The 21,403-nt window shown below is 45.8% G+C and carries 17 protein-coding genes and 10 tRNA genes; 11 read left to right on the top strand and 16 right to left on the bottom strand.

What is annotated here, in order from left to right; translation table 11 throughout:
• Positions 1 to 595 precede the first annotated feature (595 nt).
• From L1D11_RS10750 to orn, 11 genes are all read right to left on the bottom strand, one after another.
• Positions 596 to 671, bottom strand: a tRNA-Gly gene (locus tag L1D11_RS10750).
• A gap of 56 nt (positions 672 to 727) precedes the next feature.
• A tRNA-Met gene (locus tag L1D11_RS10755) sits at positions 728 to 804 on the bottom strand.
• 36 nt (positions 805 to 840) lie between these two features.
• A tRNA-Gly gene (locus L1D11_RS10760) sits at positions 841 to 899 on the bottom strand.
• Between the two features lie 64 nt (positions 900 to 963).
• A tRNA-Met gene (locus tag L1D11_RS10765) sits at positions 964 to 1,040 on the bottom strand.
• A gap of 67 nt (positions 1,041 to 1,107) precedes the next feature.
• Positions 1,108 to 1,183: transfer RNA gene (locus L1D11_RS10770), tRNA-Gly, on the bottom strand.
• 56 nt (positions 1,184 to 1,239) lie between these two features.
• A tRNA-Met gene (locus tag L1D11_RS10775) sits at positions 1,240 to 1,316 on the bottom strand.
• 36 nt (positions 1,317 to 1,352) lie between these two features.
• Positions 1,353 to 1,411: transfer RNA gene (locus L1D11_RS10780), tRNA-Gly, on the bottom strand.
• A gap of 64 nt (positions 1,412 to 1,475) precedes the next feature.
• Positions 1,476 to 1,552, bottom strand: a tRNA-Met gene (locus L1D11_RS10785).
• Positions 1,553 to 1,619: 67 nt separating this feature from the next.
• Positions 1,620 to 1,695 (bottom strand) — tRNA-Gly (locus L1D11_RS10790).
• A gap of 53 nt (positions 1,696 to 1,748) precedes the next feature.
• Positions 1,749 to 1,824, bottom strand: a tRNA-Gly gene (locus L1D11_RS10795).
• 180 nt (positions 1,825 to 2,004) lie between these two features.
• Positions 2,005 to 2,550, bottom strand: coding sequence for an oligoribonuclease (orn, locus tag L1D11_RS10800; RefSeq protein ID WP_010434065.1), 546 nt, complete (start codon positions 2,548 to 2,550; stop codon positions 2,005 to 2,007).
• Between the two features lie 150 nt (positions 2,551 to 2,700).
• Here orn and rsgA point away from each other — a divergent pair, with 150 nt between their 5' ends.
• The 5 genes from rsgA (at position 2,701) to L1D11_RS10825 (ending at position 9,732) form a co-directional block, all read left to right on the top strand.
• A complete protein-coding gene (gene rsgA, locus L1D11_RS10805) occupies positions 2,701 to 3,756 on the top strand; it encodes a small ribosomal subunit biogenesis GTPase RsgA (RefSeq protein ID WP_239831637.1) in 1,056 nt (351 codons plus the stop codon).
• Between the two features lie 125 nt (positions 3,757 to 3,881).
• A complete protein-coding gene (gene asd / locus L1D11_RS10810) occupies positions 3,882 to 4,802 on the top strand; it encodes an archaetidylserine decarboxylase (protein WP_239831636.1) in 921 nt (306 codons plus the stop codon).
• A 296-nt stretch (positions 4,803 to 5,098) separates the two neighbouring features.
• Positions 5,099 to 6,517 carry an SLC13 family permease gene (locus L1D11_RS10815; protein ID WP_239831635.1) on the top strand — a complete coding sequence of 473 codons (1,419 nt, stop codon included), beginning with the start codon at positions 5,099 to 5,101 and terminating at the stop codon, positions 6,515 to 6,517.
• Positions 6,518 to 6,801: 284 nt separating this feature from the next.
• On the top strand, positions 6,802 to 8,682 hold the full coding sequence (locus L1D11_RS10820; RefSeq protein WP_239831634.1) for a methyl-accepting chemotaxis protein: 1,881 nt from the start codon (positions 6,802 to 6,804) through the stop codon (positions 8,680 to 8,682).
• A 162-nt stretch (positions 8,683 to 8,844) separates the two neighbouring features.
• Positions 8,845 to 9,732 carry a DMT family transporter gene (locus tag L1D11_RS10825; protein WP_239831633.1) on the top strand — a complete coding sequence of 296 codons (888 nt, stop codon included), beginning with the start codon at positions 8,845 to 8,847 and terminating at the stop codon, positions 9,730 to 9,732.
• 91 nt (positions 9,733 to 9,823) lie between these two features.
• Here L1D11_RS10825 and epmA read toward each other — a convergent pair whose 3' ends face one another.
• Positions 9,824 to 10,795 (bottom strand): elongation factor P--(R)-beta-lysine ligase, encoded by a 972-nt coding sequence (gene epmA / locus L1D11_RS10830; protein WP_239831632.1) that lies wholly within the window; start codon positions 10,793 to 10,795, stop codon positions 9,824 to 9,826.
• Positions 10,796 to 11,246: 451 nt separating this feature from the next.
• On the opposite strand from epmA, the gene frdA reads away from it, so the two are divergent.
• The 4 genes from frdA to frdD are packed head-to-tail and all read left to right on the top strand — an operon-like array spanning position 11,247 to position 14,660.
• Positions 11,247 to 13,097: a fumarate reductase (quinol) flavoprotein subunit gene (gene frdA / locus L1D11_RS10835; RefSeq protein ID WP_239831631.1), complete on the top strand. Its 1,851-nt coding sequence runs from the start codon at positions 11,247 to 11,249 to the stop codon at positions 13,095 to 13,097.
• Positions 13,097 to 13,876 carry a succinate dehydrogenase/fumarate reductase iron-sulfur subunit gene (locus L1D11_RS10840; protein ID WP_239831630.1) on the top strand — a complete coding sequence of 260 codons (780 nt, stop codon included), beginning with the start codon at positions 13,097 to 13,099 and terminating at the stop codon, positions 13,874 to 13,876. Before frdA ends, L1D11_RS10840 begins: the two co-directional genes overlap by 1 nt.
• Position 13,877: 1 nt before the next feature.
• Positions 13,878 to 14,261, top strand: coding sequence for a fumarate reductase subunit FrdC (frdC, locus tag L1D11_RS10845; protein WP_239831629.1), 384 nt, complete (start codon positions 13,878 to 13,880; stop codon positions 14,259 to 14,261).
• Between the two features lie 12 nt (positions 14,262 to 14,273).
• Positions 14,274 to 14,660, top strand: a complete 387-nt coding sequence (frdD, locus tag L1D11_RS10850) for a fumarate reductase subunit FrdD (RefSeq protein WP_239831628.1) — start codon at positions 14,274 to 14,276, stop codon at positions 14,658 to 14,660.
• Positions 14,661 to 14,858: 198 nt separating this feature from the next.
• Here the strand turns inward: frdD and efp are convergent, their stop codons facing one another.
• Positions 14,859 to 15,425: an elongation factor P gene (gene efp / locus L1D11_RS10855; RefSeq protein ID WP_008219080.1), complete on the bottom strand. Its 567-nt coding sequence runs from the start codon at positions 15,423 to 15,425 to the stop codon at positions 14,859 to 14,861.
• A gap of 33 nt (positions 15,426 to 15,458) precedes the next feature.
• Between efp and epmB the strand changes: the two genes are divergently transcribed.
• Complete coding sequence (epmB, locus tag L1D11_RS10860; RefSeq protein ID WP_239831627.1) at positions 15,459 to 16,481, top strand: EF-P beta-lysylation protein EpmB; 1,023 nt, start codon at positions 15,459 to 15,461, stop codon at positions 16,479 to 16,481.
• A 165-nt stretch (positions 16,482 to 16,646) separates the two neighbouring features.
• Positions 16,647 to 17,135: an MgtC/SapB family protein gene (locus L1D11_RS10865; RefSeq protein ID WP_239831626.1), complete on the top strand. Its 489-nt coding sequence runs from the start codon at positions 16,647 to 16,649 to the stop codon at positions 17,133 to 17,135.
• 86 nt (positions 17,136 to 17,221) lie between these two features.
• On the opposite strand, the gene L1D11_RS10870 is transcribed toward L1D11_RS10865, so the two are convergent.
• From L1D11_RS10870 to groL, 3 genes are all read right to left on the bottom strand, one after another.
• Positions 17,222 to 18,655: a diguanylate cyclase gene (locus L1D11_RS10870; protein WP_239831625.1), complete on the bottom strand. Its 1,434-nt coding sequence runs from the start codon at positions 18,653 to 18,655 to the stop codon at positions 17,222 to 17,224.
• A gap of 321 nt (positions 18,656 to 18,976) precedes the next feature.
• Positions 18,977 to 19,534: a phaC PHA synthase gene (locus tag L1D11_RS10875; protein ID WP_239831624.1), complete on the bottom strand. Its 558-nt coding sequence runs from the start codon at positions 19,532 to 19,534 to the stop codon at positions 18,977 to 18,979.
• A 208-nt stretch (positions 19,535 to 19,742) separates the two neighbouring features.
• The gene (gene groL, locus L1D11_RS10880; protein ID WP_239831623.1) at positions 19,743 to 21,398 is read right to left on the bottom strand and encodes a chaperonin GroEL; all 1,656 of its coding nucleotides are present in this window, start codon (positions 21,396 to 21,398) and stop codon (positions 19,743 to 19,745) included.
• Positions 21,399 to 21,403: the final 5 nt, after the last annotated feature.

Raw genomic sequence — 21,403 nt, forward strand, 5'->3', positions numbered from 1 at the left:
TCAACAGTTCAATGCATAAAACAACTCATACACATAATTTGAGAACAATATTTGACCTTGTTCTCAATTTTAGTAATGTGGAAAAAATTCAAAACTCTCGTAAACTTCCGACACTCTAACAAAGTTAAACACAGTATCGACCAATGATTAAGATCAAAAAACAACAAGTTAAAGATCTTCTATCAAATTCAAAATAAACAATCAAACTGATAAAAAACAACTAGTTACGAATTATATAATTCAGCTAATATATTGAAAACAAGGAAGATCTTTTAGAGATAAATAAAGAATTAAGCCTGAAATAACTTTATCAACCAAGTTATCCACATATGACACTTTGTGGATAAGTCTGTTTATAGATTTGGAAAACCTCAAGTATCTGATTCAGAGACCTGATGTTTACTAGCATTCCAGTTGCTAAGAAAAATTTAAGACAAAAAAATATCCACCATGATGGAGGATTATTTGCTTTTTGGGGGGATTATGCTTCGCAGCATTAAAGAAAGAGCGTGACCTTTAAGGTCGTCTTTAAACTCTGTGATCTAAAGAAAAACACTGTGGTTTAAAGAGTCTTAATAGCTTTGTAGAAGAAAGCTGGAGCGATACATCGGGTTCGAACCGATGACCTCAACCTTGGCAAGGTTGCGCTCTACCAACTGAGCTAGTATCGCATTAGTTAATCGCGGCTCTTACTGCCTTAGGCAATAAATGGCGCTTAACTGTAATGTGGTTGCGGGAGCCGGATTTGAACCGACGACCTTCGGGTTATGAGCCCGACGAGCTACCAAACTGCTCCATCCCGCGTCCGGATGTTTCTCTTTTCGCATCATTATCGTTTAAGACANGGGTTCGAACCGATGACCTCAACCTTGGCAAGGTTGCGCTCTACCAACTGAGCTAGTATCGCATTAGTTAATCGCGGCTCTTACTGCCTTAGRCAATAAATGGCGCTTAACTGTAATGTGGTTGCGGGAGCCGGATTTGAACCGACGACCTTCGGGTTATGAGCCCGACGAGCTACCAAACTGCTCCATCCCGCGTCCGGATGTTTCTCTTTTCGCATCATTATCGTTTAAGACAATGAATCTTGCCTTTAAAAGGCTAAATTGGAGCGATACATCGGGTTCGAACCGATGACCTCAACCTTGGCAAGGTTGCGCTCTACCAACTGAGCTAGTATCGCATTAGTTAATCGCGGCTCTTACTGCCTTAGGCAATAAATGGCGCTTAACTGTAATGTGGTTGCGGGAGCCGGATTTGAACCGACGACCTTCGGGTTATGAGCCCGACGAGCTACCAAACTGCTCCATCCCGCGTCCGGATGTTTCTCTTTTCGCATCATTATCGTTTAAGACANGGGTTCGAACCGATGACCTCAACCTTGGCAAGGTTGCGCTCTACCAACTGAGCTAGTATCGCATTAGTTAATCGCGGCTCTTACTGCCTTAGGCAATAAATGGCGCTTAACTGTAATGTGGTTGCGGGAGCCGGATTTGAACCGACGACCTTCGGGTTATGAGCCCGACGAGCTACCAAACTGCTCCATCCCGCGTCCGGATGTTTCTCTTTTCGCATCATTATCGTTTAAGACAATGAATCTTGCCTTAAAAAGGCTAATTTGGAGCGATACATCGGGTTCGAACCGATGACCTCAACCTTGGCAAGGTTGCGCTCTACCAACTGAGCTAGTATCGCATTATAAAAGGTCTTTCACCTTTCGATTACCGCTTTCGCCGTAACCTACAAATTGGAGCGATACATCGGGTTCGAACCGATGACCTCAACCTTGGCAAGGTTGCGCTCTACCAACTGAGCTAGTATCGCAATCTGAAAACGTCTTTCGCCGTTCAGGGCTGCGAATTATAAGAGCATTTTTTTGTGATGCAAGTCCTTAATGCAAAATTACGAAACTTTTTATTCAACTGCTGCAAAAGCACACAGATTTGCAAAAAAATTGGCTCTTATGTCCCTGAAAAGTTAGATAAACGTGATCATTTCATTCGACTAGATGTTAATAATCGTTTTTCGGTAGTACTGCAGCTCAGCGATCGACTCTCGAATATCGTCTAACGCAAGGTGACTTCCCGACTTAGAAAAACCATCTAACACTTCAGGTTTCCAACGGCGAGTCAGCTCTTTCAGAGTACTTACGTCAACATAACGGTAGTGGAAGTACTCTTCCAACTCAGGCATGTGCTTGTATAGAAAACGGCGGTCTTGACCAATGCTGTTGCCACAAATCGGTGACTTACCTTTGGGTACCCATTTTTCAAGAAACTCAATCGTTTGTTGGATGGCATCTTGCTCTGAAACCGTACTTTCTTGAATTCGCTTCACGAGGCCGCTGCCAGTGTGCGTCGTTGTGCACCACTCGTCCATCTTGTCCAATTCACTCTGAGGTTGGTGAATAGCCAAAACAGGTCCTTCAGCCAGGATGTTAAGCTCACTATCAGTCACGATAGTAGCAATTTCAATGATTTTATGAGTTTCAGGATCCAGTCCTGTCATCTCTAGATCAACCCAAATAAGGTTCTGATCGCTAAAGGACATAAGGCGTCGCCTATTTGTTTATGTGTAAAAGAGGTACTATACCCAAATAACTATACTCAAACTAGCTTTAGGACCATCGAAATAATGTGGTACCAGCAACATCCAGTTTGAGTCCCCAATCATCAAGTTAGATGTGTTAAGTGAAAAATTGTGGCTAAAAAAAAGAAGTTAACCAAAGGTCAAGTACGTCGAGTACGTAGCAACCAGAACAAGCGACTCAAGAAAGAAGATTCTATCCAGTGGGATGAGAACATGCTTGGTGGAACCAAAAGCGGACTCGTGATTACGCGCTTTGGCCAACATGCTGATATCGAAGATCTTGAAACTAACGAAGTTCATCGTTGTAACTTACGTCGTAGTATCGAGACTTTAGTTTCTGGTGACCGAGTGACTTGGCGCGCAGGCTTGGAGTCCATGGCCGGCATTTCTGGCGTTGTGGAAGCGGTTGAACCTAGAACTTCAATGCTGACTCGCCCTGATTACTACGATGGCCTAAAGCCGGTTGCTGCTAACGTTGACCAAATGGTTATCGTATCGGCAGTGCTACCAGAGCTATCACTTAATATTATCGACCGCTATTTGATCGCTTCTGAAACAGTCAACATCGCACCTCTTGTTGTGCTGAACAAGGTCGACCTACTAACTGATGAGCAGATTGCCGAATACCGTGAAACACTTAAAGAGTACGAGAAGATCGGCTACAAAGTGATGTTCGTGAGTAAAGAGTCTGGCTACGGCATCAAAGAGCTGGAAGCTGAACTCAAAGACCGTATCAACATCTTTGTTGGTCAATCGGGTGTGGGTAAATCAAGCCTAGTGAATGCATTAATGCCAACGCTCGACATTGAAGAAGGCGAAGTCTCTGAGAACTCAGGTCTTGGCCAGCATACCACCACGGCAGCTCGTTTATACCACTTCCCTTCTGGCGGTGATCTGATTGATTCACCAGGAGTTCGTGAATTCGGCCTATGGCACTTAGAGGCCGATGAAATAACTCAAGCCTTCATCGAGTTCAAGCCTTACCTTGGCGGTTGTAAATTCCGCGACTGTAAACACAACGATGACCCAGGTTGTATCCTGCGCGAAGCGGTAGAAAACGGAAAGATCAGTCGATTACGTTTCGACAACTACCACCGCATCATTGAAAGCATGGCGAGTAACAAAGATAACCGTCAGTATTCACGCAACAAAAAAGCCGATCTCTAATCGCGTTTTTGTGAACAAACGTGTGCATTTACTGACAATTGGCGCGAATTTAAGTAACATCTCGCGCCCTAAACCGTCATCGACAGATTTAATTGAAACACAATTAGCATTGGAAAATTAATACAATGGATAAGATTAAAGTTGGATTGCAGTACTGGATTCCACAACATGGACTGACTCGCCTAGTCGGCAAACTTGCGTCTGCTAAAGCGGGCGGCTTAACGACAGCGATCATCAACTGGTTCATCAAGCAATACAAAGTGAACATGGATGAAGCTCTGCATAGCGATCCAAAACACTTTAAAACATTCAATGAATTCTTCGTGCGTGAATTGAAAGAAGGCATCCGCCCTATCGCTGAAGGAGAGTCTGTTATTGTTCACCCTGCAGATGCGCGTGTAAGCCAATTTGGACCAATTACTGACGGTCAACTGATTCAAGCTAAAGGCCATGACTACTCAGCTCGCGAGCTATTGGGGGGTGATGCAGCGCTAGCGGATGAGTTTAAAGACGGCGAATTTGCAACGCTTTATCTGTCTCCAAGTGATTACCACCGCGTGCATATGCCATGCGACGGCACACTACGCCAGATGATCTACGTTCCTGGTGACCTGTTCTCAGTTAACCCGTTAACGGCAGAGAACGTTCCAAACCTTTTCGCACGGAATGAACGTGTCGTTTGTATCTTCGATACTGAATTTGGCCCAATGGCACAAGTGCTGGTTGGCGCAACTATCGTTGGCAGCATCGAGCAAGTATGGGCTGGCACCATCACACCACCTCGCGGCAACTCGGTTTACAAATGGGATTACCCAGCACAAGGCAATAACGCTATCATCTTGAAGAAAGGCGAAGAGATGGGCCGCTTTAAGCTTGGTTCAACCGTTATCAACCTGTTCGCGAAAGATGCAATCAAGTTTGACGACACTGTGCAAAATGGCGAGAAAACGGTTCTAGGTACACCTTTCGCGCACATCGCTGGTAAAGAAGCACAAGCAAGTGACGATGTTGCTGCCGATTCTGCTAAGAATACAGACCAAGTGTAACTCCCACAATTAACACATTAAGCTTTCAAGGCGCGTTTTTCAGAGAAGAGCGCGCCTTTTTCTTAACTCTACCGATTCATTTGCTACTCAGCTCTAACAGCCCAAATTATCAAAACCCTGCCCAACCACCTGTTGGTTCTAACTCTTGCTTCTAATCGCCCAGAAAAAGATTGACCAAAAACAAAACAGTTGCCGAAACCTTAAACAACTTTTTGATTTTCCAACCCGTCTCCAAGTACCAAAAATCCAGATAACCTACTCTATTTGAAGATATTTTATTCATAGGGTCTTTGTACATGCCTAAACTCAATGTTGGCGTTCTGGTCAAGCTGTTGATTTGTTTTGCGATTCCCTTGGGCGTGTTATTCATGCCAATAGATTCAATACCTATCGATGACCTGACGCTGATTCAACACCGCCTGCTAGCGATATTCCTACTTGCTGCCCTGCTTTGGGTACTTGAACCCGTACCGGTTTTCGCCACCTCGATACTGATCATTGCACTTGAACTGGTGATGATTTCCGACAAAGGTTTACACCTATTTAGAAATCCCCCCGCAGGACACGATCTCGGTGAGTTAATTAAATATACCGACATATTCGGTGCATTTTCATCACCAATCATCATTCTATTCATGGGTGGCTTTGCTCTCGCAATCTCAGCATCTAAGTACGAACTCGATAACAACCTAGCTCGAGTGCTGCTGAAACCATTCGGTACAGAACCGCGCTTCATCATGCTTGGCTTAATGCTGATCACCGCGGTTTTCTCAATGTTTATGTCGAATACCGCAACCACGGTCATGATGCTCGCTCTGCTCGGCCCTATTGTAGCTTCGGCACCCAAAGGCGATATGGGGATCAAAGCACTCGTATTGTGTATTCCGATTGCCGCTAATACTGGTGGTATCGCAACACCAATCGGTACGCCTCCCAATGCCATCGCACTGCAATACCTAACCGGTGAAAACACCATCGACTTCCTAAGCTGGATGGTGATGGGCTTACCCTTTGTGATCATCCAGCTCACCATTGCTTGGTTCCTTCTTCAGAAAATCTTTCCTTCCACGCAGAAGAACATGGTGCTCAAACTCGATGGGCAATTCAGAAAGAGCTGGCGAGCGATCGTGGTTTACGTCACCTTTGCCGTCACCATTTTGCTGTGGATGACCACCAAGCTACATGGCATGAACACCTACGTGGTCTCTATCATTCCACTGGCTGTGTTTACTCTGACTGGCATCATGGGCAAAGAAGAACTCAAGCTGATCAACTGGGATGTGTTGTGGCTCGTTGCAGGTGGTATTGCGATTGGTATCGGCCTGGATAAAACAGGCTTGGCCTCTGCATTGGCTCACGCGATTGACTATGAATCACTGTCACCGGCGGCTGTAGTACTCACGTTATCTATCGTGTGTTGGTTAATGGCGAACTTCATGTCAAACACCGCGACGGCCAACTTACTGATGCCGATAGCCGCTGCGATTGGTGCTTCCATGGAAAGCTTGGTCGCGATTGGCGGCTTACAAGGGTTATTGGTTGTGGTTGCCTTCTCAGCATCGCTAGGCATGATTCTTCCAGTATCGACACCACCAAACTCACTGGCTTACTCAACCGGGCTTATCGAAAGCAAAGACATGGCGAAGATGGGTATCATCTTAGGGATTGTCGGCTTACTGATGGTTTACCTCGCCCTGTTTATTATCACCGAGTAGACTTTAACGCTCCCCTTTAATTCTAACTAAAGCGCTGAATGTAGATTTAGCGCTTTTTTCGAGCTATACCGTTCCATGCTGACAATTGACATTTCAATAAACAAATTGCTGTGATTTCACTTCACTATTTGTCAAAAAACAGCACAAATATATTTAGAATTTATGATTTAAAACACATTCATCCCCTGATAGGAAGCGGCACTATACACCTATCAAAAACACATCATTCATTATTAGGTACGTCACCGTAGTTAGGGTTTTGTTTTAAAAGAGAGGAATGGACCTTGAGACATACTATTAAATTTAAAATTCAGATCGCAATTGCGGTCATTATTGCCGTCGTCAGTGGCGCTCAAGCTTGGATATCGGTTAATCAGCTGAATCAAGAGACTGAAATCGCGATCAACCAAGAGATGAAAAATGTGAGCGTTGGTACGACTAATTATATTGCCGATTGGCTCACTACCCGCAGCGATATGATGCTTGCTAATGAACCGACCATTTCAAGCAATGGTAATTCTGACCGCGAGTTATTGATCACCAAACAAGCCGGGCAGTTCTTGTCTGTTTATGCAGGATTCAGCGATGGTACTATCGCGTATGGTGATAAAGGTGAAGATTGGCCAGCAGGCTACGATCCACGCACCCGCCCTTGGTATAAAGATGCCAACGCGACATCCAATCTCATCATTACCGAACCTTATCAAGACTTTGACGGCAGCATTGTCATCAGCTTTGCCAAAGCATTTAATGGCGAAAAACAAGGGGTTCTTGCGGCAGACTTAACGGTGACCAGTATTATTGACACCGTGCTCAATGTGAAACTCGAAAACGATGGTTTCGCATTTCTCGTGGATGGTAATAACAACATCGTTGCCTACAGTGATGAAGCGCTCAGTCAGAAACCGCTGACCAGTTTGAACCCAGAGCTAACGGTCAATAAAGTGTCGCAACTGATCCAAGATCAAATGATCACTACGCTAACTTGGCCAGGCCAAGGGGATAAAATGGTCTACATTGCTAACGTACCGAACACCGATTGGTCACTAGGCATAGTTATCGATAAGAAAATGGCATTTTCTGCGGTCTCTGATGCGATTCAATTCATTTCCTTAACCTCTTTGATTTTGTACATCGTCATTTCTATTGCGAGCACAATGGTGATCAACCGCCTGCTTTACCCATTACAAACCTTGTCAGAAGCGCTAACCCAGCTTGCTCAAGGTCGAGGTGACCTTACTCAACGTATTGATATCACACGCATGGATGAGATCGGTAAGCTTGCTGAGCTGGTGAACCAATTCTTAAGTCAAATGCAGAGCATGCTAAAAGGCGTCGTTGAGCACAGCCACGATTTAAACAACCACGCAGAAAAAGCCAACCAACTGGCAACGCAATCCTCCATTAGTGTGGAGAATCAACAAAACGATATCAACCAGATTGCGACCGCGATTCATGAGATGTCGGCTACCGCCGCAGAAGTAGCGAGCCATGCAGAATTAACTGCATCTGCTTCTCAAGCCTCTGCAACCGCTTGTAATGACGGCCAGGAAGTGATTCAACAAAACCGCGATGCCATCACTCGCCTTGCGACCCAAGTGGAAGACGCGGCCAATGTGATCCGTGAATTAGAGAGTAATGCTCAAAGCATCAACCAAATCCTATCCACTATTCAAAGTATCGCAGAGCAAACCAACCTATTGGCCTTGAATGCGGCAATTGAAGCTGCTCGAGCGGGTGAACAAGGTCGTGGGTTTGCCGTTGTCGCAGACGAGGTTCGCGTGCTAAGTCAAAGAACGCATGGTTCAACGGAAGAGATCCGCGTGATGATCGATACCCTGCAGAAGAACACTGAACATGCGGTTGATAGCATGACCACCAGCACCCAACTTGCAGAAAACAGTGTTGGCTTCGCCGAGCAAGCTCATGGCAGCCTCTCTAAAATCACTCTAGCCATCACTGAAATCAACGACATGGCGTTGCAAATAGCCAGTGCTGCAGAAGAGCAACGTGCAGTAAGCGAAGACATCAGTCGTAATACACAAGGGATCAAAGATGCCTCTGACGACCTCGCCCAACAAGCTGAAAGCAGCCGTAATAGCTCAAATGAGATGAGTAGTGCTGCTGAGTCGATGCGTCGAGATGTGGAACGCTTTAAGGTATAAATCATCTCAAGCAAAGTAAGTTAAACCACACCACTGAGCGGCAACTGACGTAAACCGACAACTGAAACAAAGTGACTCTTTTCATAAGAATCACTTTGTTCTCAGTCCGGTTTGGTGCATATTGATGAGCTAATTTATCCCAGACACAAGGATGTTATTCAGATGGGATTCGAATGGTTGGCTCTTGCTGCTGCTTTTCTTTGGGCCATCGCGAGCCTGATGTCAGTAAAGCCTGCTCAACACTTAGGTTCTTTCGCCTATAGCCGTTGGAGAATGGGTTGTACCGCAATCATCTTATCGAGTATGGCTTGGTTTACCGGAGGCTGGTCAACTGTCGAAGCCAATCTAGTCACGCCGATGATGCTGTCTGGCCTGATTGGTATCTTCATTGGTGATACCGCCCTATTTGCCTGTCTGAACCGAATGGGACCGCGCCAAGCGGGTTTGCTGTTCTCTTGTCACGCCGTGTTCTCGGCGATTCTAGGTTACTTCCTATTTAGCGAAAGCATGACTTCTGTTGAGCTGATTGGCTCGGCGTTGGTGTTCAGTGGCGTATTAACCGCAATCTTCTTTGGTCGTCGAGGGCAGGCTAACAATCAACTCGAAACCATCAAGGGCACCTTGTGGATTGGCGTGACTCTGGGAATCACTGCCGCTATCTGTCAAGCATTGGGCGGCATTATTGCTAAACCGGTGATGCAAACCAGCATCGACCCAATAGCAGCCTCTGCGATTCGAATGATCACCGCCTTTGTCGCCCACTCCGTATTTCGCTTATCGGGTGCTAAGCTTTCACGCGCACTGAATCCGATGAACGGTCAAATATTCACGATTACTGCAGTGAACGGCTTTCTCGCGATGGCTGTGGGTATGACGCTGATCTTGTATGCACTGCAGGAAGGAAATGTCGGCATGGTTGCTCTGTTATCTTCAACCACACCAATCATGTTGTTACCAATTCTATGGCTGTACACCAAACAGAGGCCAAATGCCTATGCTTGGATCGGTGCCATTGTTGCAGTGGTCGGCACTGGTATTCTTGTCAAATAGTGGTACCGGAATTCTAGTCAGCTAGTGAAGCTGATTGGAAGCTAAGAGCTAATGGTTAGTGGCTATTAGCTCTCAGTAAAAAAACAAAAAGCTAAGAACGTGGGAATGGGAAAGCGGTCACGTCATCGATATGGTCGTAACCCAAAGCCAGCATGATTAGCCTATCGATACCCAATGCAACACCCGCACAGTCTGGCAGGCCAGCTTTTAGCGCCTCAATCAAATGATGGTCAATCGGTTGAGGCGACAAGCCCATCTCGATACGCTTGGCATTATCATCTTCAAAGCGTTTAAGCTGCTCTTGTGGCTTATCTAACTCATGGAAGCCGTTTGCCAGCTCGATACCTTTGAAGTACACCTCAAAACGGTCAGCCACTCGCGGATCATTCAGGTTAATCTTGGCTAGTGCCGCCTGTGAAGCTGGGAAGTCATAAACAAATGCGGGTACTGTCTGGCCAATCTTTTCTTCAACACCCACGCTGAATAGCAGTTGCAGCAAAGTATCGCGGTCCTCTTCAGGATCGGCAATATCACTTAACCCAAGCTTTGCTGCCGCTTGTTTTAGGGTATCCATCGAATCTTCAAGCGGACACACGCCTAGCACATCAATAAATGCTTGTTGGTAAGTCATACGCTCTGCTTCGTCCGACTTTAAGATTTGCTGTAGTAGCAAGTCCATTTCATCCATCAGGTCATGATGATTAAAACCGACACGGTACCACTCCAGCATGGTGAATTCAGGGTTGTGGTAACGGCCGTTCTCTTCGTTACGAAACGACTTACAAATTTGGTAAATACAGCCACTTCCTGCTGCCAACAAGCGCTTCATATGAAATTCAGGGCTTGTCATAAAGAATAGAGGTTGGCCTTGCGCATAACCAGGGCCAACGAATTCAGTTTTGAAGGTATGTAAATGCACATCGGTCACCGTGGCGTGACTCATGGCTGGTGTATCAACCTCCATCACGTCTCGCTCTGCAAAAAACTGGCGGATTTGACTAAGGATATCAGCACGTTGCTTTAACTGCTTAATGGTTGCGGCAGGTTGCCATGTAGAGTGCATTACTAAGTTCCATATCACTGAATTCTAGGCGACGAAAATTATCACTTTTCGCTGCTTTTGTAAGCTTCTATCTTTGCTTTAATTAAACCGTCGTGTTGTTTAGATGAAGCCATGAAATCACGTTCTACAATACAATTATTAATATTCAACCCCACCCAACATTGATAACAAAAATCATACTCAACAAGCCGTTAACACAAGCCCTGTGGGCTAATCGTTATCAACAATTCATTGCCGTGATTGCAGTCACATAACCTATAAATTCTATGCCTCCATATGCATTACCGACCTAAAAACCCAAATGCATCAACTTTTCGAATACCTTCCTCTCTTACACTGAGCCTACCACTTAAGGCTTAGGGGCGCTAAATGGTTCCTACGATTTAGAACCTCCTAAATAGGCTTTTTATAATAACAGGCGGAATACTCCGCATCACACTGGAGAATAACTGTGAAGACAATTACCACAGATATCGCAGTCATCGGCGCAGGCGGCGCTGGTCTTCGTACAGCTATTGCAGCAGCTGAAGCTAATCCTGATTTGGAAGTAGCACTGATTTCTAAAGTTTACCCAATGCGTTCGCACACGGTAGCAGCAGAAGGCGGTTCAGCAGCGGTAATTAAAGACGAAGATAGCCTAGACAACCACTTCAACGATACTGTTGGCGGTGGCGACTGGCTATGTGAACAGGATGTTGTTGAATACTTTGTTGAAAACGCGACTCGCGAAATGATCCAAATGGAACAATGGGGCTGCCCATGGAGTCGTAAAGAAAACGGTGAAGTAAACGTACGCCGATTCGGCGGTATGAAGGTTGAGAGAACGTGGTTCGCAGCGGATAAAACCGGCTTCCACATGCTTCATACTCTGTTCCAGACTTCGATGAAGTACGACCAAATCAAACGATTTGATGAGTACTTTGTGGTGGACCTTCTCGTAGAAAACAAAGACGGCGTTGAAGACGGCGAAGTACAAGGCCTTATCGCGATTCATATGTCTGAAGGTGAGCTTGTTACCATTAAAGCGAAATCTGTTGTTCTAGCAACAGGTGGCGCAGGCCGTGTTTACCACTGTAACACCAACGGCGGCATCGTAACGGGCGATGGTATGGCAATGGCTTATCGCCACGGTGTGCCACTGCGTGATATGGAGTTCGTTCAATACCACCCAACAGGCCTTCCGGGCACTGGTATCTTGATGACCGAAGGTTGTCGTGGTGAAGGCGGTATCATCGTTAACAAGAACGGCTACCGTTACCTACAAGATTACGGCATGGGCCCTGAAACTCCAGTGGGCGAGCCGAAGAACAAATACATGGAACTGGGTCCTCGTGACAAAGTTTCCCAAGCATTCTGGCACGAGCAGCAAAAAGGCAACACCATCAAGCACCCGCTTGGTGATGTAGTACACCTTGACCTTCGCCACCTTGGTGAAGAGTACCTGCAAGAGCGTCTACCGTTCATCTGTGAGCTTGCAAAAGCGTACGTAAACGTCGACCCAGCAAAAGAGCCAATCCCAATTCGCCCGACCGTTCACTACACCATGGGTGGTATTGAAACTAACGGTACCTGTGAAACTCGCATTAAAGGCCTATTCGCCGTGGGTGAATGTGCTTCAGTTGGCCTACACGGTGCAAACCGCCTAGGTTCTAACTCCCTGGCTGAGTTTGTCGTATTTGGTCGCGTAGCCGGTGAAGAAGCCGTGAAACGTGCAGCTGAATTCAAAGGCTGGAATGAAGAGTCTATCGCTAAGCAAGTGAAAGCGGTTGAAGATCGTATTGCTGGTCTACTAAACCAAGAAGGCGACGAGAACTGGGCTGATATCCGTACTGAAATGGGTCACACCATGGAAGCGGGCTGTGGTATCTACCGCCAAGAAGACTTGATGCAAGAGACCATCGACAAAATCACTGAACTGAAAGCTCGCTACAAGAAGATCAGCATTAAAGACAAAGGCAAAGTGTTCAACACTGACCTACTTTACGCTATCGAAGTGGGTTACGGCCTTGAAGTTGCCGAAGCGATGGTTCACTCGGCGATCCTTCGTAAAGAGTCTCGCGGTGCACACCAACGTCTAGACGATAAATGCACAGAACGTGATGACGTGAACTTCCTGAAACACTCTCTATCGTTCTACAACGAAGATGCAGCACCAACCATCGACTACAGCGGTGTGAAGATTACTAAATCTCAACCTAAAGCTCGTCTATACGGTGAAGCAGCAGAGAAAGCCGCGGCCGCTGAAAAAGCTGCAGAAGCGAATGCTAAGAAAGATGAGAAGAGCGAAGAGGAGCAAGCATAATGTCAGCGAACCGTATCCAAAAAGTAGACATTCTGCGCTACGACCCAGAGAAAGATGCAGAACCTTACATGCAGACTTTCGAAGTGCCATTCGATGAAACCATGTCGGTACTTGACGCGATTGGTTACATCAAAGACCACCAAGATAAAGACCTGTCATACCGTTGGTCTTGTCGTATGGCGATCTGTGGGTCTTGCGGCATCATGGTTGATGGCGTGCCTAAGCTAGCGTGTAAGAGCTTCTTACGTGACTACCCGAACGGCCTGACTATCGAGCCTTTAGCTAACTTCCCAATCGAAAAAGATTTGATTGTCGACATGACGCCGTTCATCGAGCGCCTAGAAGCAATCAAGCCTTACATCATTGGCAACGACCGTAAACCTGAAGACGGCACTAACCTACAAACACCTGAGCAAATGGCGAAATACAAACAATTCGCTGGCTGCATCAACTGTGGTCTTTGCTACGCGGCGTGTCCTCAATTCGGTCTAAACCCTGAGTTCATTGGCCCTGCAGCACTGACTCTTGCTCACCGTTACAACCTAGATAGCCGTGACAACGGTAAAGATGAGCGTATGAAGCTTATCAATGGTGAAAATGGCGCTTGGGGCTGTACGTTTGTAGGTTACTGTTCTGAAGTCTGTCCGAAGAAAGTAGACCCAGCAGCGGCAGTAAACCAAGGTAAAGTTGAGTCTTCAATGGACTTCGTTATCTCGATGTTCAAGCCTGACGGCACATCAGTTAGCAAGAGCCAAGTAAAAACAGCAGAGGAGGCATAAGATGAGCAATCGTAAGCCTTATGTTCGTGAGATGAAGAGAACGTGGTGGAGCAACCATCCGTTCTACCGCTTCTACATGCTACGTGAAGCGACTGTACTGCCTTTGATTCTATTCACTCTCTTCCTAACCTTCGGTTTGGGTGCACTAGTGAAAGGCCCTGAAGCGTGGGAAGGTTGGTTGAGCTTTATGGCGAACCCTATCGTTGTTGGCATCAACATCGTGGCGCTGCTAGGTAGCTTAATGCACGCTCAAACCTTCTTCAGCATGATGCCTCAAGTAATGCCAATCCGCCTTAAAGGCAAATTGGTCGATAAAAGAATCATCGTACTGACCCAGTGGGCAGCGGTGGCTTTTATTTCTTTAATCGTTCTTGTTGTGGTGTAAGGAGCTTTCGTTATGAACAAAAATTACAAAGTAAAACCTGTTAACCACAATCCTCAACGCTCCGACGAGCCAATCTGGTGGGGCCTATTCGGCGCTGGCGGTACTTGGTTCGCGATGATCACGCCAATCACGATTCTAGTGTTAGGTATCTTAGTGCCAATGGGCATCATCGATGCAGAAGCAATGAGCTACGAACGTGTGTCTGAATTTGCCACCAGCATTATCGGTGCACTATTCATCATCGGTACGCTGGCACTGCCAATGTGGCACGCAATGCACCGTCTTCACCACGGCATGCACGACCTGAAATTCCACGTCGGCGTTGCGGGTAAAGTGGGCTGCTACTTCTTTGCAGGCCTAATCAGCGCATTATCTGTTATCTTTATTTTTATGATCTAAAAGCAGATTCGAGTAATCGAGTCTCGAAGAGCTTAAGAGCAGAAAAGCGAAAGCAGAGCTAGGTTATCCAGCTCTGCTTTTTTTTGTTTTTTCGTATCTCGAATCTCGTTTACTCGTATCTACCCCTTCCGCCCTTCCCCGATCTTGAGGTACAAAAAAAGGCCGCCTAAGCGACCTTTTTCAGAGACTTGAAGTCAATTACTTCACACGACCAACGTATTCGCCAGTACGAGTATCTACTCTTACCACTTCACCGATAGCGATGAATAGAGGAACGCGAACTACCGCACCTGTTGCTAGTGTTGCAGGCTTACCGCCCGTACCTTGTGTGTCGCCTTTAAGGCCAGGATCGGTTTCTGTTACTGCGATCTCAACAAAGTTTGGTGGAGTTACTGTGATAGGGTTATCATTCCACAACGTTAGAGTACAAACGTCGTTTTCAACTAACCATTTCGCTGTGTCGCCCACTGCTTTTACTTCAGCAGCGATTTGCTCGAATGTTTCATTGTTCATGAAGTGGTAGAATTCGCCATCGCTGTATAGGTAGCCTAGTTCAACGTCTACAACGTCCGCTAGTTCTACTGTATCGCCTGACTTAAATGTTTTCTCTAACACTTTGCCTGACAGCAGTTTACGAAGTTTAACACGGTTAAACGCTTGGCCTTTACCTGGCTTAACGTATTCATTTTCGATAATTGAGCAAGGCTCGTTATCCATCATGAATTTTAAACCGCCTTTGAATTCATTGGTGCTTACTGACGCCATGATTTTCTCTTCCACATCTTTGAGTTAATTTCAATGCCGCATATCATAACCCGAAAAGTCGAATCTGTTGAGCAAAACTGGCTCAAACAACTATCGAATGCGATCTCTGACCCGACAAAACTGCTTGAGGCATTGGAAATAGACCCAACACCGTGGCAAGCAGGCTTTGCTGCACGTGAGTTATTTACGCTTCGGGTACCCCTCAGCTTTGTCGAACGAATGGAAAAAGGCAACCCACACGACCCTTTGCTGCGCCAGGTTTTGCCGCTCAGTGAAGAGTTTGAAGTTCACCAGGGTTATTCAGCTGATCCACTGGAAGAACAAGACAACGCGATTCCTGGATTACTGCACAAATACAAAAACCGAGCACTGATGATTGTGAAAGGGGGGTGCGCCATTAACTGCCGTTACTGCTTCCGCCGCCACTTCCCTTATCAAGACAACAAGGGTTCTAAATCGGTGTGGCAAACCAGCCTCGATTACGTAGCTCAACACTCTGAGATTAACGAGGTCATCCTTTCAGGCGGTGATCCATTGATGGCCAAAGACAGCGAAATCGACTGGCTTATTCACACTATCGAACAGATACCACATGTAAAAACTGTTCGTATACATAGCCGTTTACCCGTCGTGATCCCAGCGCGTATCACTGACGAACTTTGCCAAATCTTATCTAAGACTCACCTCAATGTAATTATGGTGAGCCATATTAATCACGCCAACGAAATCAATAGAGAGCTCAAACAAGCCTTCCATAAATTGAAGCTTAGTGGCGCGACTCTCCTTAACCAGGGCGTGATGCTAAAAGGTGTGAATGACAGCGCTAACTCATTGAAAAAACTAAGCGAGGAACTATTCGATGCCGGCATATTACCATATTACATGCACGTACTAGATAAGGTTCAGGGTGCCGCTCATTTCTATATCTCGGACGAAGAAGCAAAGCATCACTTTAAAGCGTTAATCTCTGAGGTTTCTGGCTACCTAGTCCCCAAGTTGACCCGCGAAATCGGTGGCCGCAGCAGTAAGACACCACTCGATCTGCATATCGAATAAATCTCGTTCACACCATCGTCACTACTTGCTCGCTTGGGAGCCAATAAACATCGGCCGATACGCCATAAACACAATTCACTATCGTTAAGACAAAAAATTTTTGTTCGATCGCCTGGTCTATTATTAGGATACTCGGCTCTATTCTAAATTTTCAGGAGGGGTGATATGTCACAATTTATAGAACAAACTTTAAACCTTGCCCCCTTTAGTTGGGCTGGACTAGCTGTGTGTATGTTGTGTGGTTCGTTAATCGGCATCGAGCGACAAACACGCGGTAAACCGGTAGGCATAAGAACTTCGATTCTTATCATCAGCGGTACCTATTTCTTCCTCACCATGGCGATTAGCCTATCCCCAAACACACTCGATCAAGCTCGTGTACTTGGTCAGATCATTACTGGGGTCGGTTTCCTAGGTGCGGGTGTCATGATGACACTCGACGGCAAAATTCATGGTGTTACCTCGGCAGCAATTATTTGGGTGCTTGCAGCACTTGGTATGATGATAGCCCTTGGTCACCTTTCGCAGTCTGTCATTGTCACTCTATTGGCGTTAGTAATTTTGCTTGGTGTCGATAAGGTGGAAAACAGCTTCCAGAGCCTGCGTCGTGGCGTTCATCAGAAATGGATGAGAAAAGGCCGCGTGAAAAAGTAGCGCAACACTCAATAACCTTAGTTTTAGTGCCACTGATACAAAGAAGCCTAGTCAACTGACTAGGCTTCGCATTATTTGGTGGATCATCAATACGTCTGTATACACACCCGGTTCTTACCCGCGGCTTTAGCCTTGTAGAGCTGTTCATCAGAGGAACGAATACTCTGGTTTTCCCACAAGTGACCCACACTGTCGAACTTGTACAGAGAATAAAGTGTGGCTCCGCCAGATACAGAGATATTAATCTTGTCGCCGGCTTGAGAGCGGTAACACTGTAGGCTGATGTCATTTTGAATTCGTTCAAATATCGATGAAAGCAGCTCAGAAGACTCACCTGTTATTGCAACAACAAATTCTTCACCACCAAATCGAGCAACGATATCTTGCTGTCTAACGCTGTTCAGCATCAACTGAGCAACATGACAAATCACCTCGTCCCCCACTTTATGACCATAGTGATCATTAACGACTTTGAAATCATCAATATCAAACACACCAACCCCAATAATAGGTTCTTCATCCTGAGCCAGTAATCGAGCTTCAAAACCACGTCGATTCAGCAAACCGGTTAATGGGTCGCGCATCACTAGGTCATTTAAGCGCTGGTGCTCTTGTCTGGTATAAAAGCGCCATAGCCATAAAACCGAGAGCAGATACAACACCAACAGTATCGAAAGCTGAATTCTCTCCATCTCCAATACATGCAGAAAGTGCTCACTCTTATCTTCTTCAATACTCAGATATAACTGGGTGTAAATGTCACCAACATACAGAGGCTTGGAATAAGTAAAATCCATAAAGCCGTATTTGTTTGCACCTCGCGTGCTCGTGATTTTATAGCCATGGGTAGGGTTCGATACGAGGTTAGAGACATAACCATCGACACCTAAAACCCCTTTAAACTCACCATTAACGTAGATTCCCTTAGTCAAGGTCACCACTTTTTCACCTGTCAGGTAGTCATCGTACTGTCCGGTATAAACAACCTGATGCTTGTCCTGTGATAAACCAAAACGGACGGTATTAATCCAATAAGGTCGGCTATTTACAACAGAGTCGAACGTATCACCTTTAATATAACTGGCGAAATCTGAAGGTGAAGAGATGATGAACTTCTCTTTCGAGATGAAATAGATCGCTGAAATGGTATCAATGGTATTGGCGAAATAAGCCATGGTAGGCGCAATAAACAAACGCTTACCGGCTTCTGAGTGAAGTTCAGCGTTTGGGTCACACATCTCGGTAGGGCCAGAAAACATAAAATCAAAGCGAGGGGCATTTTGCTCCTCACTCGTGAAGTAGCACGTCTCATCTTCGATCTTTTTGTCATGCGAGAATACATAGGTATCGCCATGCAGTGGATAAAGTGCAGTAATGTTGTACTCAAGCGCATTTATGATCTGTGTGAGTTCTGTTAAAGAGCGTGTCACGCCTTGGTTTTCGATTCCATACTGTTTATCAGATTCTTCCGCTGAATCAACGAGCAACAAGCTCAAAACGACTAAAAAACTGGCGGTCAAGCCTAAGAAAGCCTTTTTAAAATCGACGGTATAGGGATTAATCAAAGCATATAAATCATCGTTGGTAATTTATCGCACATTGTACTCATAAGTAAGAACATCGCAACAATAAATATAAAACAATACGCCTATTGGATAGCTTGAGAAGTTTATCGTGGAATTGGAATGAAATGTATCAACGCCTGAACAAGGGTTCAGGCGTTGATAGGCTTAACTTTTAAACGCTTATGCGCTAACCAAAAGCTTATGCGCTAACTAAAAGCTAAATACGCTAACTAAACGTTGCTCGCCAATAGTATAACCAGAGGCTAAACGACCGCTTTATTTAGCAAAGTTTACAATCGGGAAGCACGGGAAGAAACCGTTATCAGCACAGTTGATCAGACCAATCTGCACACCTTTGATTTTGTTGGTTTTGTTGAAGATACCAACCTGAACCGTAGAAACCTCAGAAAGGTTCGCAGCACCCACATCAACCATAGTGTCGCCTTCAGAGTAGTTGACGAAGCTCACGTTCGCACCTTTTACATCATTGGTAATGTTCACTGCACCTAGGTTAACACCCGTTGTTTTACCCGTGTTCCAGTTGAAAAAACCTAAAGATGCGCCGGTCATTTCTTGGTTCACTTTAGATGCACCAAAAACACCCAAATTCACACCCGTTGTAGTTTGCGTCTCAGACATACCAACAACCGCAAGATCGACACCTTTAAGATCGTTTACTTGCCCATGAAGCAAAGCCAAGCGCACACCACTAACCGCATCTGAATCCGGAGCGTTGAAACCGTTAATCGTTGAAAACATAACTGGCGAAGAAGCGAATGCCGCTGGTGCCATTACCGCTGCAGACACAGCAAGTACTGAAAGTAGTTTTTTCATTGGGGAGTCTCCACTGACTTATTGTTCACTTAATTAATCCATTATTAATCAATAGTTTATTGTCCTTTATTCAACAACTATCCATGTTAGACCAATGTCATAACTGTACTGTTGAATATAAGATGCGAAGAACAAAAAAACGGAGACCGAAGTCTCCGTTTTCTAAAACTTATGTATGGCTTTCTCTGTTACGAGAAAGGGAGGATGATTACATCATACCGCCCATGCCACCCATACCACCCATACCACCCATGCCGCCCATATCAGGCATTGCAGGAGCTGAATCTTGAGGCTTGTCTGTCACCATCGCTTCTGTTGTGATCATAAGACCAGCAACGGATGCTGCGAACTGAAGTGCAGAGCGAGTTACCTTAGTTGGATCCAGGATACCCATGGCAATCATGTCGCCGTATTCGCCAGTCGCCGCGTTGTAACCGTAGTTACCTTCGCCAGCACGAACGTTGTTAGCAACCACTGATTCTTCATCACCCGCGTTCTTAGTGATTTGACGGATAGGCGCTTCCATTGCACGTAGTGCAACACGGATACCTACGTTTTGCTCTTCGTTGTCGCCTTCAAGGCCAGCAACTTTAGATGCAGCGCGGATAAGTGCAACACCACCACCAGCAACCACACCTTCTTCAACAGCAGCGCGAGTCGCGTGAAGTGCGTCTTCTACGCGGTCTTTCTTCTCTTTCATCTCAACTTCAGTCGCAGCGCCCACTTTGATTACGGCAACACCGCCAGCGAGTTTCGCTACGCGCTCTTGTAGTTTCTCTTTGTCGTAGTCAGACGTTGCATCTTCGATTTGTTGACGGATTTGAGAAACACGACCTTGGATCATTGCTTCTTCACCCGCGCCATCGATGATGGTTGAGTTTTCTTTAGTGATCGTTACTCGCTTAGCTTGACCTAGGTCTTCTAGCGTTACTTTCTCTAGGTCTAAGCCGATCTCTTCAGAGATCACTGTACCACCCGTTAGGATAGCGATGTCTTGCAGCATTGCTTTACGACGGTCACCGAAACCAGGCGCTTTAACAGCAGCCACTTTCACGATGCCACGCATGTTGTTCACAACAAGAGTAGCTAGCGCTTCGCCTTCTACATCTTCAGCGATGATAAGAAGTGGGCGAGATGCCTTAGCTACTGCTTCTAGAGTCGGAAGAAGTTCGCGGATGTTTGAAACTTTCTTGTCGATAAGAAGGATGAATGGGCTTTCTAGATCAACAGAACCTGCTTCTTGGTTGTTGATGAAGTAAGGAGATAGGTAACCACGGTCGAACTGCATACCTTCAACTACGTCTAGCTCGTCTTGTAGAGCCTGACCTTCTTCAACGGTGATAACGCCATCACGGCCTACTTTTTCCATCGCTTCAGCAATGATGTTACCTACTGTCGCGTCAGAGTTTGCAGAGATAGTACCTACTTGCGCGATAGCTTTCGTATCTGCACATGGAACAGAAAGGCCTTTTAGCTCTTCAACTGCTGCGATAACCGCTTTGTCGATGCCGCGTTTAAGATCCATTGGGTTCATGCCAGCAGCTACGGCTTTTAGGCCTTCAGCGATAATAGACTGAGCCAATACTGTCGCTGTTGTTGTTCCGTCGCCCGCCGCGTCATTCGCTTGCGAAGCCACTTCTTTAACCATTTGTGCGCCCATGTTTTGGAACTTGTCTTCAAGTTCGATTTCACGTGCAACTGAAACACCATCTTTAGTGATCGTTGGTGCGCCAAATGATTTGTCTAGAACAACGTTACGGCCTTTAGGACCTAGCGTTACTTTTACCGCGTCAGCCAGAACGTTTACACCTTCTAGCATTTTAATACGTGCGTCGTTACCAAATTTAACGTCTTTAGCAGCCATCTTTA

Source organism: Vibrio sp. Isolate32, assembly GCF_022397955.1.
In the GTDB taxonomy this organism is placed as follows: Bacteria; Pseudomonadota; Gammaproteobacteria; order Enterobacterales; family Vibrionaceae; genus Vibrio.